This window comes from Reticulibacter mediterranei (assembly GCF_016587455.1).
In genome coordinates, this window is sequence record NZ_BNJK01000001.1 from 3228131 (window position 1) to 3243429 (window position 15299).

Genomic DNA, 15299 nt, shown 5'->3' on the forward strand with positions numbered 1-15299 from the left:
ATCTGTAGAAGCCAAATCGCATCCATTGCAGATCGATCAGGTTCCTACAGATACGTCTTATGGATATTATAAGGCGGCTTATGCCTTCGCGTACAGAGCAGGGACGTTGTAGAAGGCGCTGAACCCGGCATAGCGAGCCGACTCATCGCCCAGTTCGTCTTCAATTACCAGCAAGCGATTGTATTTCGCCACGCGCTCACTACGAGCAGGAGCGCCGGTCTTGATCTGCCCGGCATTAGTTGCCACCACCAGATCAGCAATCGTCGTATCCTCGGTCTCGCCAGAGCGATGAGAGACGACCGCCGTAAACGCGGCGCGTTTCGCCATCTCGATGGCATCGAGCGTCTCAGAGAGCGATCCGATCTGATTGAGCTTAATCAAAATCGAGTTGGCGGAGCGCTCGGAGATACCGCGCTTGAGGCGTGCGGTATTGGTCACGAAGAGATCGTCGCCGACCAGTTGGACACGGCTGCCCAGGCGTTGGCGCAGCTGAGACCAGCCCTCCCAGTCGTCTTCGGCCAGACCATCCTCAATGGTGACAATCGGATATTCGCCGATCCACTTCTCGTAGAGATCAACCATCTCGGAAGAGGTCAGGGTGCGCCCTTCGCGGGCCAGCACATATTTGCCGTTCTCATAGAATTCAGTGGCGGCAGGGTCCATGCCCAGGAAAATATCAACGCCCGGTTTGTAGCCAGCCGCCTCGATAGCGGCCACAATGACCTCCAGCGCCTCACGGTTCGAGCCGAGAGAAGGGGCGAAACCGCCCTCGTCGCCAACATTGGTGTTGAGCTTTTTGCCATGCAGCACCTTTTTGAGACCCTGATAGACCTCAGCACCCATGCGCAATGCCTCGCGGAACGAGCTGGCACCCACCGGCAAGACCATATACTCCTGCATATCGGTCGAATTATCGGCGTGCTTGCCACCATTCAAAATATTCATCATAGGCACAGGCAGTGTGCGCGCGGAAACGCCACCCAGATAGCGATACAGCGGTTGGCCCTGCGCCTGTGCAGCCGCTTTTGCCACCGCGAGGGAAACGCCGAGAATTGCATTTGCGCCCAGTTTGGCTTTGTTCGGCGTGCCATCCAGCTCGATCATCACCTCGTCAAGCAACGCCTGATCGGTGGCATCGAGGCCAACGATTGCCTCACTAATCTGCTTGTTGACATTCTCAACAGCCTTGAGTACGCCCTTGCCACCGTAGCGACTCTTATCGCCATCACGCAACTCAACGGCTTCATGCGCACCGGTAGAAGCACCAGAGGGAACTGCTGCAACGCCGCTTGCCCCGCCCATCAAGAGAACTTCCACCTGGACGGTTGGATTACCGCGAGAGTCAAGAATTTCGTGTGCGGTAACTTCTTCAATTGTTGTCAAATCACTCGTGTTATATGGCATAGCCAATAATCCTCCACAAAGGCCATAGAACCTTCTATGTATCGAATGAGCCTGTTATGTGTAGTCTGGATAAGATTATTTTTCTCTATATCCTTGCGCGGCTATTGTACATCGTTAATAGGGATATCGGCAAGGTTCGGAAAACATAGTAATGGCCTGTGTAGATGGGCGAAGCACACATCATTACACAGGCCAGAGGAAAATAACAATTGCTTCTACAAGCGCAAGAGTTATCGCGACGACAGCCGCAAGGTCACAACGACAACCGCAAGGTCACAACGACAACCGCAAGGGTTGTCGCTACTTGTCGGTATCTGCATCAACAAAAATAGGTCGCCGAATGAGGGAATTACGCGAAGACGAGCCACTCATACTGTTGCCCATACCAGCATTGCGCAATAGTCCACTGCCACCGAAGCGGCGCGTCAATGGCTCGATCACCGGCTGCATGTCCGATTCGGTCCCGGACAACGACTCTCCACCCTGCAACAAATCCAGTCCGCGTCGCAACGTCATCATATCGCGCATAAAGCAGGCCACAGCTGAAGCGGCAGAGCCTTTTTCTTTGGAAGACTCGTAGCGGCGGGATGTTGCCTCACCCGCTGATTGCGCAGCCTGAGCCATAGGGTCGGAGGTTTTGGCTGCATATGCATCCTGAAAAATATCATCCCAATTGGCCCAGCGACCACGCAGAGGCTTCCACCCCAGCTGGCTATCGCTCACTGTACGCCATTTCTCTTCGGTAAACTGAATCCAGTCGTCCATCAGCCGAGCGTACGCGGCCAACTGCTGACGGAGACGCTCCTCCTCTTCGGAGGGACGGCGCGGGAAGCTTTGCGGCAAGCTATCAGTATTTTGTGGAGCACCGAAATCGCTCTGCCCCATATTCTGGTAGCCCATCGCCGGCTGACCACCCATGCCAGGGAAAAATCCAGCAGCACCGAAATTCGACATATCGGGTGCCATCTGTCCATTTGGCATTCCAAGCATGGGCAACTCTGTACCAGCAGGAAGCTCGCCGATCACCTGAATGCCACTGGCTCCGAGAACTGGACTCATCAAAGCGGTGCCATCCTGTAGCACAACGCTATCTGATAGGCCAGCCAGGCCACCGATAATAATTTCCTCATGGCCCACCGCATCCATAATACGCCACGCCAGACGCGGATGTTTGATCGCCCACCAGATGCGGCGTGAAATAAAGGTTGAAGCAAAGGTAAAGTTTACAACCAGCCATACCACGCCACGTACAGCAAGCCAGTTCACGAGCGCAATAATGACTATCCCGTACCAGGGATCACGTTGTCCCGCTTCTTCTATGAAAGTCAGTACGGCGGCTACGGTCAGGCTGGGGTCACGTAATGGATTGATAAAATCCAAAATGCGCCAGAGCCACCTTTTGCCAGTCTTCTCTTCCAAGCTTGCGCTCCTCTCAATTTCTGCCTCTGGTCTGACAGAATCTATCTCTAATTGCCTCTTGTCGTTCCTGACTAATCGCTTCTTAACAGGGGCCATTCTAGCATGCCCCCTACCTATCTGCAAATTTTAGCCTTCAGACAAGTAATTATGGGGGATGTCCACATCCCCTCTTCGTTATAATTTAACCGCATTTTTGCTCTTACGCAGTGATGTCGGTACTATGGTACCCCCTTTTTAAAGTCTTTGAGTTTTGAGTTTTAAAGATATTCTCTTTGTAAATTCAACAACTCGGTAATTCCCTGTTCAGAGAGAGCCAGCAAGTTGTCCATCGCCGAACGACTGAAGGTGCCGCCTTCTCCGGTTCCCTGCACCTCAATAAATTCATGCTTATCCGTCATCACCACGTTGAAATCAACCTCGGCCCGCGAATCTTCGGCATAACAGAGATCCAGCAACACCTCACCATCGACGATACCAGCACTGATAGCCGCAACCGCAGTATGGACCGGATGCACAGGGATAATCCCGCGCCGCACCAATAGAGAACAGGCGCGGTGTAGAGCAATATAGGCCCCGGTAATCGAAGCGGTACGAGTTCCTCCATCGGCCTGCAACACATCACAATCCAGCGTAATCGTGCGTGGCCCCAGCGCTTTTCGATCCACGGCCGCACGTAGCGAGCGACCAATCAAGCGCTGAATTTCCTGGGTGCGTCCACTGACGCGACCATCGCGCTCGCGAGAAGTACGGGTCTGTGTGGCGCGAGGCAACATCGTATATTCGGCAGTGACCCAGCCCTGCTCTTTCCCTTCCAGGAAAGATGGAACCTTCTCCTCGACGCTGGCAGCACAGAGGACGCGGGTTTTCCCTGCTTCGATCAGAACAGATCCTTCCGCAAAATCCAGCGCATCAACAGATAGGCGAACGGGTCGTAGCTGAGTCGAAACCCTTCCGTCAATTCGTATCATACTTGAAACCTTTCTCTCATCTAAATCATTGTACTTATAGAAAGAGAGTACACAACGTTTCCAGACTTCACTTTGCCAGGCTTCTGGCAATTCCACATAAATGTATGGTAACATTACTATGGTGCCTTGCGTAACGCCAACATTCATAATCTGGTGTCAGCAAACACCAGCAAGTTTCAGGTGTGCTTGAGAAAGTGTTGCAGTCTACCCTGCGAGACGAGAAGGACAGCAGGACGTTCCACGATCACAAGGCTTAACAGTAAGCACCTGTTAGAAAGGAAAAACACATGCCCACGCGGATGACGACGGAAGTTCATCCTCCGCAGTTGATGCATGCCTGTCGCCTCATCATCGCTTCCAATCGCGGCCCCGTTGAGTTCCAACTCACCCAAGACAACACGTTGAAGGCCCGGAGAGGCGCTGGTGGTATGGTGACAGCGCTGATCGAGGCTGGAAACCGCATGGAGGTCACGTGGGTGGCGATGGCGATGACCGAAGGAGACCGTATTGCTGCTAAACAGGCCCAATCGAACGGAGGATTGCTTCAATCGCCTATACGCGGTCAGAACATGCAATTGCGCTATGTTCCCATCTCTAAGACGGCCTATCGTAAATATTACGAGAAGATCAGCAATGAAGTACTCTGGTTCCTTCAGCATTACATGTACGATCCTATCCAGAACCAGAACTCAATTCGTCAATTGCAAGATGCCTGGAACAATGGCTATCGTCTAGCAAACCAGACGCTAGCAGACGCCATCAATGCTGAAATCGAAAGCTCGGACACCATGCCGGTAGTGATGTTACACGATTATCACCTCTACCTGGTATCGTCCATGATTCGCCAACGCCATCCATCCATCATCACCCAACAGTTCATTCACATTCCCTGGCCCGATATTCGTTGCTGGCATTTCCTACCTAGTCATATTGCACAAGACATCTACAGCGGACTGGTCGGCAATGATATCATCGGCTTCCAAACAGAGCGTGACGCCCGCAACTTCTTAGATGGCGCGCGTGCCCTATTAGATGGGGCCGTCGTCGATTTTGAAGAGGGAGCAGTGTGGTGGCAGGGCCATCGCACGCAGGCGCGCTCCTATCCGATCTCCATTTCAGTCAGCGAGGAGCGTAAGGTTGTTCGTAGTGTCGCCGCGAAACGTGCCGGCGAAAAAATTTTGCCCATGCTCAGGGAGCATACAATAATGCGTGTTGATCGTCTGGACCCCACAAAAAATATCCTGCGTGGTTTCCAGGCCTACAAATACATGCTAGAAGAACACCCGGAGCTACACGGTAAGACCTCTTTCCTGGCGTTTCTTGTGCCATCGCGCCAGGCATTGCCCATCTATCGCCGCACGACCTCGGAGGTAGAATCAATTATCGAAGAGATCAATTCACAGTTTGGCACTGAAGACTGGACGCCGATTCACGCATTTTTCGACAACGACCGAACGCGTGCGCTGGCCGCCATGCAGTACTACGATGTGTTGCTGGTGAATCCTATTATTGATGGTATGAATCTGGTCGCCAAAGAAGGGGCCATCGTCAATCAACGTAATGGAGTGCTTGTACTTTCGCGCACAGCCGGAGCGTATCAACAACTCGCCAAAGGGTCAATCCCCACATCACCCATCGACGTAATAGAGACCGCTCAGGCGTTATACAAAGCCATCACCCTCTCACCGGAAGAGCGACGCACGAAAGCTGTCCTGGCACGCCAAGCGGTCGAGCGTAGCGATCTCAATATGTGGTTAACACGTCAGATTCGTGATATTAACGAACTACTCGACATCGCCGTCAACACGCCTGCGCAGCCAAAAGAGGCTGGAAACGTTGTTGCACATGTAAGTTAAGAGAATCTCTCTCAATGCAGCAAGAGGTCATGAGCATGAAGCGTCTCACGTGCATTGCCTACAGGCATAAAACAGGAGAAGGGTATGCGACCGATCTCATTTTTGAGCCAGCCACATACCCTTCTTCTTCTAGAAAGGCGTGGGATTGCGCCTCATGGCGCAGGTTCATTACATTGTGGTATCCGATGAAAGGTGAACGTGTAGTGCAACCTCATTCTCGGCTTCAGTCACCACATTGGTCTGATCGCCTGTACGCACAAGTTTCACGTGCAATTGTTTCTCTCCGAGGCGTAAACCACGTATTTCCATCGACTGCAACCAATCTGGTAACGTCGGACGGTCCAGCGTTAAACGCTGGTGTTCGGCGTCCGGTTGGAAACCCAGCAGTGCATTCACCAGCATAAGAGGCGAACCTGCCGCCCATGCCTGCGGAGAACAGGCAACTGGATAGCGCGTTGGACCAAAGCCCGGTCGCTGTGGAAAACCACAATAGAGTTCCGGCAACCGCATCCCCTCAAAGAAAAGTCCAGCCTGATAGAGACTATGCAAGAGTACAGCCGTATCTTCTTTCGCGCCAAACTGAGCAAAGCCAGTTCCTATCAACGCGTTATCGTGCGGCCAGATCGAGCCATTGTGATAGCTCATGGGATTGTAGCGTGGAGCATTAGCAGAGAGAGTGCGAATACCCCAGCCGCCATACATATCCTTCTGCATCATCCGCGCAATCACTTTATGTGCATATTCATCAGGAACGATGCCCGTCCACAAACATTGTCCAGCATTTGAGGAGACGACATCACATGGCTCTTTATCTTTGTTGAGCGCCAGGTAGAACACATCCTCTTCTTCCCACCAGAAGCGCTGCAAGAACCGGGTACGCAGAGCATCGGCATGTTGCTCCCACTCTGCAATGACCTGGTGCTGGCCCATACGTCCGGCCAGGTAGCCCATCGCCCGGTAAGCGGCAAAAGCGTAACCTTGAACTTCGCAGAGCGCAATCGGCGAAGTTGCGAGCCGACCCTCGCTATCTGATACTGAATCCCAGGCATCCTTCCAGCCTTGATTCGCCAGTCCCGTCTCCGACGCCCTGTGATACTCGATAAAGCCGTCGCCATCTTTATCGCCGTATTCGATCAGCCAGCGCGCCGCCGCCTCTGCATGAGGCCACAATCGCTGTAGCAGCGTGAGATCGTTCGTCCAGCGGATATAGGCTTCGAGCAGGATCAAGAAGAGAGGCGTGGCATCAACTGTGCCGTAATACGGGATATAAGGTATTTCGCGGCAATTCGCCATCTCGCCGGTGCGCATCTCGTGCAGGATCTTGCCCGGCTCCTCATCGGTAAAATCATCGACCTTCGTCCCCTGATGCGCCGCAAGAAAGCTCAACGTTCCGCGCACCACTTCAGGCTGCCAGGGCAAGAACTGCAAGCAAGCAATCAACCCATCGCGGCCAAAGGGACAGCTAAACCAGGGGATACCGGCATAGGGATAATATCCATGCGGCGTCATGGTGCTGAGCATCAGCAGGTCGTTCATGCCGCGCGCAAGCAGGCGATTAAAAAGGTAATCGTCGCTGCGCAATGTCGGCTGTGGCAAATCTTTCCACGAGGGCAACGTAATATTGCTGACAAAGCGTTCGGCATTGATCTCGCTGACGTTGATCGCGACGCGCATCTCAACTGGTTGCGCCCTCTCCAGTTGCAATTGCCATTGCAGGCGGTTCGGCTGAATCTGATTGGGCGCGGTTCCCTCACACTGTACCTGCGTATGACGCTCTACACCGTCCACGCCCCGATATTGCAGGGTGAGCGAGGTATCGGTCATTGCAGGTGGTTGCCTGAGGCCATGTTTTTGCCGTGTCATGCCGCGCACTTCAAAGAGATCGCAGAAATCCGCATCTACTTTGAGTGCCAGTGTCAGCGGCACCATAAGAGCTGAAAAGTTGGTGACAGTGATAGTCTGAACCAGTTGTTCGTGTTGCAATTCCAGCAGGCGGCTCACATGAATCGCGCCCTGCTCTATAGTAAATCCATTTTGCAATGAGAAAGATGCATTTGTTAAATCGATCTGGCAGGCATCGCCCATATTCGTGACATGGTGCGAAAGCATGACCAGAGGTTTGCCTTCCAGGTAGAGATTACAGTTATGGAGGAAGCGTGTTCCATGCCAGAAGAGACCCATTTCACGTTTCGACGCAATAAGATCACCGCATGTATCTGCTACGAGGAAGGCATCGCCATATTTTAAGGTGATCTGCGGAGTACCGGGACGTTCTTTGTCCTCAAGCTGATCTAATGTGTCGTTCTGCTGATTCCCTGCTGTGGGCAGCAAAAGTACTTCTGATACGTGATCCGTCATGACAGTTACTTTCTATTCATACAGGTGAAAGAGATGAACGTCATTGCTATCTATGATGTAGTTTTGCGTAGAGAAAGTTCAGCAATACAATAATCTGTATTCAACTTTTCTCAGAGAAACCGTTTCTGGTCAGGCTGATCTATATGTATTCCAGATTGAGTCACTATTTCCTTTTGTACTATAGTATCAACGTATAGCATCTCAAAACCTTTGGTACAATAAGAGAAAACGACTCTCCAATATGGGGGAGTCGTAGAGACGATCAAGCTTCTAGAATACTGCCTGTTACCATGTCGAGCTTCTTATGTATACCATAACACACTCGTCTACAACATAGTAACATTTATAAGATAAATTGGATGTAAGCAATCAGCATCTCTACTGCGATGGAGGCAAAAATTGGCTGCGAAGAAACAGCACAATTGTCATAGTACTATTGGATTATATTTGCTAGCAGGCAGTGAAACAAAACAACCTGTATCAATCAGTTTCACTGCAAACCATCAAAGAGGCACGATTGGTGCATCCATCAAATCCTCCAGGCATGCCCGAATATGGCAGGGGCGACGGCTGGTCCTCGTCCAGCTTCAACACGCCGCGATGGTGACACTAGGGCGAGGACCAGCCGTCGCCCCTGCCATATTCGCCTTCGCCAATGATTACCAGCGATCCTGCACCAACGAGCGTATATTCTGATCGTAGATGTCCCGAATACGCTGCATGGTTTCCTCGCTCAAAGGAGGTAACTGGGCCGCTTTACTGTTCTCTTCGGCCTGTTGGAGCGTTTTCGCACCGGCGATCACGGTTGTCACTTCAGGAAACATCAAGATCCAGCGCAAGGCAAATTGAGCCATTGTCACACCAGCCGGGACGAGCGGACGCAATGCTTCAACAGCCTGTAAGCCAACCTCGTAATCCACGCCGGAGAATGTCTCACCTTGATCGAAGGCTTCGCCGTGTCGATTATAGTTACGATGATCAGTGGATGCAAATTGAGAATCCGGGCGAAATTTGCCGGTGAGCAGACCGCTTGCCAGCGGGACACGCACAATGATGCCGATTTGACGCTCACGGGCAGCTGTGAAAAACTGTTCCGCAGGTTTTAAACGGAACATATTAAAAATGATTTGCACGGTGCGCACATTGGGGTAGCGAATAGCCTTCAGCGCCTCCTCCACCTTTTCGACGCTGACTCCATAAGAACGCAACTTCCCCTGCTGCACCAGATCGTCAAGAATGCCAAACACGTCCGGCATATCATAGACTTCGGAGGGTGGGCAATGCAACTGCACCAGGTCCAGCGCCTCCGTTTGCAGATTGCGCAGGTTCATCTCTACAAAATTGGTGAGGTTTTGCCGATTATTGTAGCCAGCCGCAATGTGTGGATTGAGCTTGCGCCCGATCTTCGTTGCGACAAACAACGGCTCTCGACGCTCTTTACGAACTTGCGCGATCAATTGCTCAGAATGTCCATTACCATAGACATCGGCGGTATCGATAAAATTGACGCCCAGATCAATCGCTTTATGCAATGCTGCCAATGCAGTCTTATCGTCTGTCTGCCCCCAGGCGTCACCACCAATAGCCCAGGCTCCAAAGCCTATCTCTGACGCATTCCAGCCAGTCTTCCCCAGTGACCGATACTCCATATCACGCCCCCTTCTCCTGATTTCGTGAGATGATTTTTCCCGAATATTTTTACTATAACACAGATCGGAAAGAGAGTATTCCCCTTCCGACCCGAAAAGTTTCTCACTCGACGAGAGCGGCGTCAGAACTATTGAGCGACGACTGCCGCTTATGCCGTACGCAACGTAAGGATTGGATCGAGTTTTGACGCGCGCACCGCCGGGTACAAGCCAAAGGTCACGCCGATCACGGTTGAGACGCCAAACGCAACCACGACGGGCAGCGCCGACAGGATAAACGGCACACGGAGATCCAGAGTGAGCAAGAAGCCCGCCAGCAATCCGATGAAGATACCGACCATACCACCTGCAATGGTCAGCAGAAGCGCTTCCAGCAAAAACTGATTGCGAATATCACGCTCGCGCGCTCCAATCGCTTTACAGATACCAATCTCACGCAGCCGCTCGGTGACAGAAACCAGCATAATATTCATGATGCCAATGCCGCCAACGGTCAGCGAAATGGCTGCAATACCGATAAGCAAGGTGGTCAGCACAGACGAGTTTTGCTGAGCCGTTGAAATCAATTGATTGACGTTCAACACCTGGAAATCGTTGGCTGGATTGGACGAGGCAGTTCTGGTCGTACGCGACGAACTACTGCTTGAGCTTGAAGAGGTGTTGCCACCTGTCGGTCCACCTCCGGTTGCGCCACCAGAAGGCGGAGGACCGCCACCACCCTGAAAACCACCGCCACCGCTGCGATATGCGCCATTACCGCCACCCTGAAAAGAGGTCACAGGCCGGGAGGAAGTCAGGCCATTTTGCTGTCTCAACGAGGGGTCTGGTCCGGCGAGATGGTGGCGTGATCGGAGCAGCGATGTCACGGCCAGTTGCACTGCTGTCACGTTATCTGTCGTATCGACCTGAATCTGGATCTGATCAACGTAGGAGGAGGGACGCAAACGCTGCAAGGCGGCGCTAAAGGGAACATAGATTACATCATCGGCGTTAGCCGGCCCCTGCGATCCTTTTGTCTGGAGGACTCCAACGATGCGGAATAGCTGCGAATCAACGCGAATATTTTGTCCAATCGGGCTGACCGTAGGATCAGTGAAGAGGTTTTGTGCAGTTGTAGCACCGATTACAGCAACAGCCGCGTTGCTCTGCTCATCTCCATCAGTCAACCAGTTGCCTTGAGCAATTTGTAAATTCTGAATATATTGATAATCGGGATAGACGCCGCGCACAGACGTATTTGTGTTTTGATCTGAATAGATAACCTGCCCGGACGCATTTAAAATGGGACTCCAATAGACTATATGAGAAAGTTGTGATACTGCCTCGGCATCCTTCAACGTGAGTGTCTGGCTCGATCCAGCCGTACGCACTCCACGCGAAGATGTGGAACCGGGCGAGATGGTGAGGACATTGGTTCCCAGACTGGAAAAGCTCTGATTAACGCTTTCGGTCACGCCCTGCGTCAGCGTGACTACGGCAATAACGGCAGATACGCCGATAATCAAGCCGAGCATGGTGAGGAAAGATCGCAAGCGATTGGAGCGCAGTGCATCAAAAGCTGTGCCAAAAATAGCATAGAGCATGCCTCCCCCGCTTCTCGTAACATGCCGAGAGCGCAAGGCATCCTGTCTTACAAGAACACCCAATGCCTGCTTATCAAGAATTGTACTTACTTCGTTCTTCATCGAAGCCGTCTCCTTGTACACGTAGCGTGCGGATGGCAGCAAAAGTCATAGATACAAACAGTGTAACAAGGAAGTTTGAAAAAAGTCTCAAGAAAGATTGTAATATTTGTAAAGATCGCTGCTTGCAGGAATATGGTACACTGGGGGTACTTAATAGAGAGTCTTAGTTGGCCTAGAATAACGTTATGCTGAGAACGCTTACTGCAACCCGCTATGTTACGCCTCTACGAGAAGGAGGCTCCTTGCCCGCCATTGTAGAAGCTGACGATGACGGGCTTTATGTGCTGAAGTTTCGCGGGGCAGGCCAGGGACCGAGAGCGCTGATCGCCGAACTGGTGGCAGGAGAGATCGGTCGTGCGCTGGGGCTGCCGATACCAGAAATCGTCTTTATTGAGCTAGATGCAACTCTTGGACGGGCCGAGCCAGATTTTGAGATTCAAGCGTTGATTAAAGCCAGCGCCGGCCTCAATCTTGCGCTGGATTACTTGCCGGGCGCGCTGGCCTTTGATCAACGCGAGGCGCGCACGATTGATCCCCTCCTGGCGTCTTCGATCGTCTGGTTCGACGCCTTTACAACCAACGTGGATCGCACGCCGCGCAATACAAATATGCTCTGCTGGCATCAGCGACTCATGCTGATCGATCATGGCGCAGCACTCTACTTCCATCATACCCCGACCGATTATATGGAACGGAGCCGCACGCCATTTTCACCGATTAAGGATCACGTGCTACTCCCCTTCGCCAGCGCACTGAGCGAGGCTGACGCATTATTAAAAGATCAACTGACCAGGGCGCTCCTGCGCGATATCATGAGCATGGTTCCCGATTCCTGGCTCGAAAACCATGAACGTTTTCCCGATCACGAGACCAATCGCGCCGCGTATGTCGCTTACCTGCTGGATCGTCTGGCATATTCCCATCTCTTTGTAGAGGAGGCAGTGCATGCCCGCGCCAAGCTCCTATGATTATGCAGTGATTCGCCTGGTGCCAAGCGTAGAGCGCGGCGAATGCATCAACGTTGGGGTCATTCTCTATTGCCGCACACGCCGTTTCCTGGGGGTGCTCACCCAGCTGGACTCCCAACGCGTGTTAACGCTGGCTCCCGATATCGATCTGGATGCCATCCGCGAACATCTTGACACGCTGATGCTCATCAGTTCAGGCGACCCCGCCGTTGGCTCGCTCAGCCAGCTTTCACAACCGGAACGCTTCCATTGGTTGGTCTCTCCACGCAGCACCATTATACAAATTTCGCCGGTTCATTCAGGTCTCTGCACCGACCCGGAGGCCGCGTTACAACACTTGCTGAAAACAATGGTCCCTGTCACATCAGCGCAGGCCATATCATCCAGAAGCGAATATCGTTAACCAGATCTATGAGAGAAAGCTTGTTCCAAGCTACAACTTCAGCAATAGAACATGAATAGGCGCATTTGCTCTATTCTAAGTTGAAAGCAGAGCTGAAGAGCTGTACTTCTCTCATCAATTCCTCATTTCTGTTTGATACACTGAAAGTGAGAAATAACATTTTAACAACTGTGATCACAAACTCGTCGGGAAAGGTACAGCGGGAAAGGCGATGCGTATTCTCATAGCTGAAGATCATCCATCATTGGGACCAAACCTCAAACAAGGGCTGGAACGCTCACATTATGCAGTCGATCTTGTCGTGACTGGAGATGATGCTCTGTTGCTGGGTCGAACGGTGCCGTACGATCTGGTTATTCTAGATGTCATGTTGCCTGGGATCAGTGGCTTTGATGTTTGTCGGCAATTGCGTGATTATAAGCGCACCATGCCAATTCTCTTTTTAACTGCTCTCGGCGAAATAGAGGATCGGGTGACAGGTCTCGATCTGGGGGGCGATGATTATTTGACCAAGCCGTTTGCTTTTCGCGAATTCGAGGCGCGTGTCCGCGCGCTTCTCAGACGCGAACGTCCAGCAAAGACCACCGTTCTTCAGTTTATGGATATTACCCTGGACACCATCACGCACGAGGTCAAACGTGGCAATCGGTCTATTACGCTCTCCAGCAAAGAGTATGCGCTACTTGAGTTTTTGATGTATCATCCTCATCAGGTACTCAGCCGCACAATGATCGCGGAACACGTCTGGGATGTTGATGCCGAACATCTCTCCAACGTGATCGATGTCTACATTCGCTATTTACGCAACAAATTGTCTCCTGATGGAGAACCCGATGTTATTCATACTATTCGCGGATCAGGCTATCAATTAAAGGAGCCTTAAGATGAATATTATGAACTATATTCTGCTGAAGCGCTGGCAGCCCGGCATTCGCTTGCAATTGACGCTCTGCTATACATTTGTATTTGCGGCCCTGTTTCTCATCGCTGGTGTCTTTCTCTATACCAATCTGCAATCGTCCCTGGTTGCTAGCCTGGACACCGAGCTACATCTCCGCGCGCAACAAATTGCTGACGATATCGTAGAAGAAAATGGCACATTACAGCTCCGCGCCAGTACCAGCGAGCTGCCCGGCTTTGACCCCGAAGACGCCTATCAGGTCAATGAGCCTGCCGATGTCAATTTTGGAACACTGGTGCGCGTCCTCACCGCGCAAGGTCATACCTTTCGCGTCACTCCTACATTCCATGCACTCAACGTTCCACCGGAAAGCGTCTCACAACCCATGCACGACATGCCCTGGCAAGGGACGGTCACTACCAGTCACGGGCAAGAGGTACGGCTCTACAGCCGCGCTATGACCGATGAAAATCAAATTATCGCCATCATTCAAGTTGGTGTCTCTCTGACGCAATTACACACCACACTCCAGAATATTACGCTCGAACTATTGATGATCGCCCCATTTGTGCTGCTCCTGAGCGCCGTTGGTAGCTACTGGCTCTCTGCTCGTGCCTTTAAACCAATTGATCGGCTTTCGCGCACAGCCCAGCGTATCAAAGATGGCGATGTGAAGCAGCGAGTTCCCGTTCCCTATACTCATGACGAGGTGCAAAGGCTAGCAATGACGCTCAATGAGATGATCGATTCGCTTGATCGCTCGCTCACACGCCAGCGCCGCTTCGTCTCCGACGCCTCCCATGAGCTACGCACGCCGGTCGCCGCCATTCGCAGTATGACCGATATTGCTCTGCTTGAACCGATGGCGCAGGAAAAATATACGGCGGTGTTGCGCACTATCAATGCAGAGGCCGAGCGACTGGGACATCTGGTAAGCGATCTGCTGGCGCTGGCACGCACCGACGAAGGACAGACGCGGCTTGAAAAAGAAGAGGTACGGCTGGATGTGCTGATCGATGCCGTCGCCGCCAATGCCGAGCCATTAGCCAACGAGAAAAACATCACCCTGCATGTCCATGCTGACAAACCAGTCACGACCCTCGGTGACGAAGCGCGCCTCATTCAGATGACAATGAACCTGCTGGATAATGCCATTACCTATACCCCAAAGGGGGGCAATGTGACGCTCTCGGTACAGGAAGAGCATGGTCAGGCCAGATTGACGGTTCAAGATACCGGCGTTGGCATAGCCTCCAAGCATCTCCCGCATATCTTTGAACGTTTCTATCGTATAGATCCCGCGCACGCCCATACCGAACAAAACAATAGCGGCCTGGGCCTCTCGATTGTCGAATGGGTTGTGCGTGCTCACAACGGAACGATTACCGTTGACAGTCAACCCGGCAAAGGCTCGACCTTCACTGTCCTGCTACCACTGGCAGAGAAGAAGCAGATAACGGCATCTCTATCCGCCACTGCGACAAAATAAACCGGATGCCTGGTATACACAGTTAACGCACCCACAAACTTTTCCTGGGTGAGGCCGAATATGGCCGGGGAGATGGCTGGTCCTCGCCCCGGCCATATTCGGCCTCAATGCCCCTTTCATTTGCCAGATACCTCAATAAACTCTACGCTCTTAAAATATTGGTCAGAGAAAATTGTAGCCTCGCAACGTCTACCATTCT

Annotated in this window: 11 protein-coding genes; 5 read left to right on the forward strand and 6 right to left on the reverse strand. The window is 52.1% G+C overall.

Features of this window, described 5'->3' with window-relative positions; genetic code table 11:
* Positions 1-78: 78 nt before the first annotated feature.
* The 3 genes from eno to rph form a co-directional block, all read right to left on the reverse strand.
* The gene (gene eno, locus K3T83_RS13715) at positions 79-1383 is read right to left on the reverse strand and encodes a phosphopyruvate hydratase (RefSeq protein WP_220208222.1); all 1305 of its coding nucleotides are present in this window, start codon (positions 1381-1383) and stop codon (positions 79-81) included.
* A gap of 321 nt (positions 1384-1704) precedes the next feature.
* Positions 1705-2823, reverse strand: a complete 1119-nt coding sequence (locus K3T83_RS13720) for a hypothetical protein (protein WP_220203532.1) — start codon at positions 2821-2823, stop codon at positions 1705-1707.
* Positions 2824-3080: 257 nt separating this feature from the next.
* Positions 3081-3791, reverse strand: a complete 711-nt coding sequence (gene rph, locus K3T83_RS13725) for a ribonuclease PH (RefSeq protein ID WP_308441682.1) — start codon at positions 3789-3791, stop codon at positions 3081-3083.
* Between the two features lie 287 nt (positions 3792-4078).
* Here rph and K3T83_RS13730 point away from each other — a divergent pair, with 287 nt between their 5' ends.
* The gene (locus tag K3T83_RS13730) at positions 4079-5647 is read left to right on the forward strand and encodes an alpha,alpha-trehalose-phosphate synthase (UDP-forming) (RefSeq protein WP_220203533.1); all 1569 of its coding nucleotides are present in this window, start codon (positions 4079-4081) and stop codon (positions 5645-5647) included.
* Between the two features lie 168 nt (positions 5648-5815).
* On the opposite strand, the gene K3T83_RS13735 is transcribed toward K3T83_RS13730, so the two are convergent.
* The 3 genes from K3T83_RS13735 to K3T83_RS13745 form a co-directional block, all read right to left on the reverse strand.
* Positions 5816-8005 carry an amylo-alpha-1,6-glucosidase gene (locus tag K3T83_RS13735; protein ID WP_220203534.1) on the reverse strand — a complete coding sequence of 730 codons (2190 nt, stop codon included), beginning with the start codon at positions 8003-8005 and terminating at the stop codon, positions 5816-5818.
* Positions 8006-8664: 659 nt separating this feature from the next.
* Positions 8665-9654: an aldo/keto reductase gene (locus K3T83_RS13740; RefSeq protein ID WP_220203535.1), complete on the reverse strand. Its 990-nt coding sequence runs from the start codon at positions 9652-9654 to the stop codon at positions 8665-8667.
* Between the two features lie 149 nt (positions 9655-9803).
* The gene (locus K3T83_RS13745; protein WP_220203536.1) at positions 9804-11339 is read right to left on the reverse strand and encodes an ABC transporter permease; all 1536 of its coding nucleotides are present in this window, start codon (positions 11337-11339) and stop codon (positions 9804-9806) included.
* A gap of 185 nt (positions 11340-11524) precedes the next feature.
* Here K3T83_RS13745 and K3T83_RS13750 point away from each other — a divergent pair, with 185 nt between their 5' ends.
* The 4 genes from K3T83_RS13750 (at position 11525) to K3T83_RS13765 (ending at position 15100) form a co-directional block, all read left to right on the forward strand.
* A complete protein-coding gene (locus tag K3T83_RS13750) occupies positions 11525-12307 on the forward strand; it encodes a HipA family kinase (RefSeq protein ID WP_220203537.1) in 783 nt (260 codons plus the stop codon).
* Positions 12285-12710 (forward strand): DUF3037 domain-containing protein, encoded by a 426-nt coding sequence (locus tag K3T83_RS13755; RefSeq protein WP_220203538.1) that lies wholly within the window; start codon positions 12285-12287, stop codon positions 12708-12710. The genes K3T83_RS13750 and K3T83_RS13755 overlap by 23 nt, the downstream gene beginning before the upstream one ends.
* A gap of 211 nt (positions 12711-12921) precedes the next feature.
* Positions 12922-13593 (forward strand): response regulator transcription factor, encoded by a 672-nt coding sequence (locus tag K3T83_RS13760; RefSeq protein WP_220203539.1) that lies wholly within the window; start codon positions 12922-12924, stop codon positions 13591-13593.
* A 1-nt stretch (position 13594) separates the two neighbouring features.
* Positions 13595-15100, forward strand: a complete 1506-nt coding sequence (locus K3T83_RS13765) for a sensor histidine kinase (protein ID WP_220203540.1) — start codon at positions 13595-13597, stop codon at positions 15098-15100.
* Positions 15101-15299: the final 199 nt, after the last annotated feature.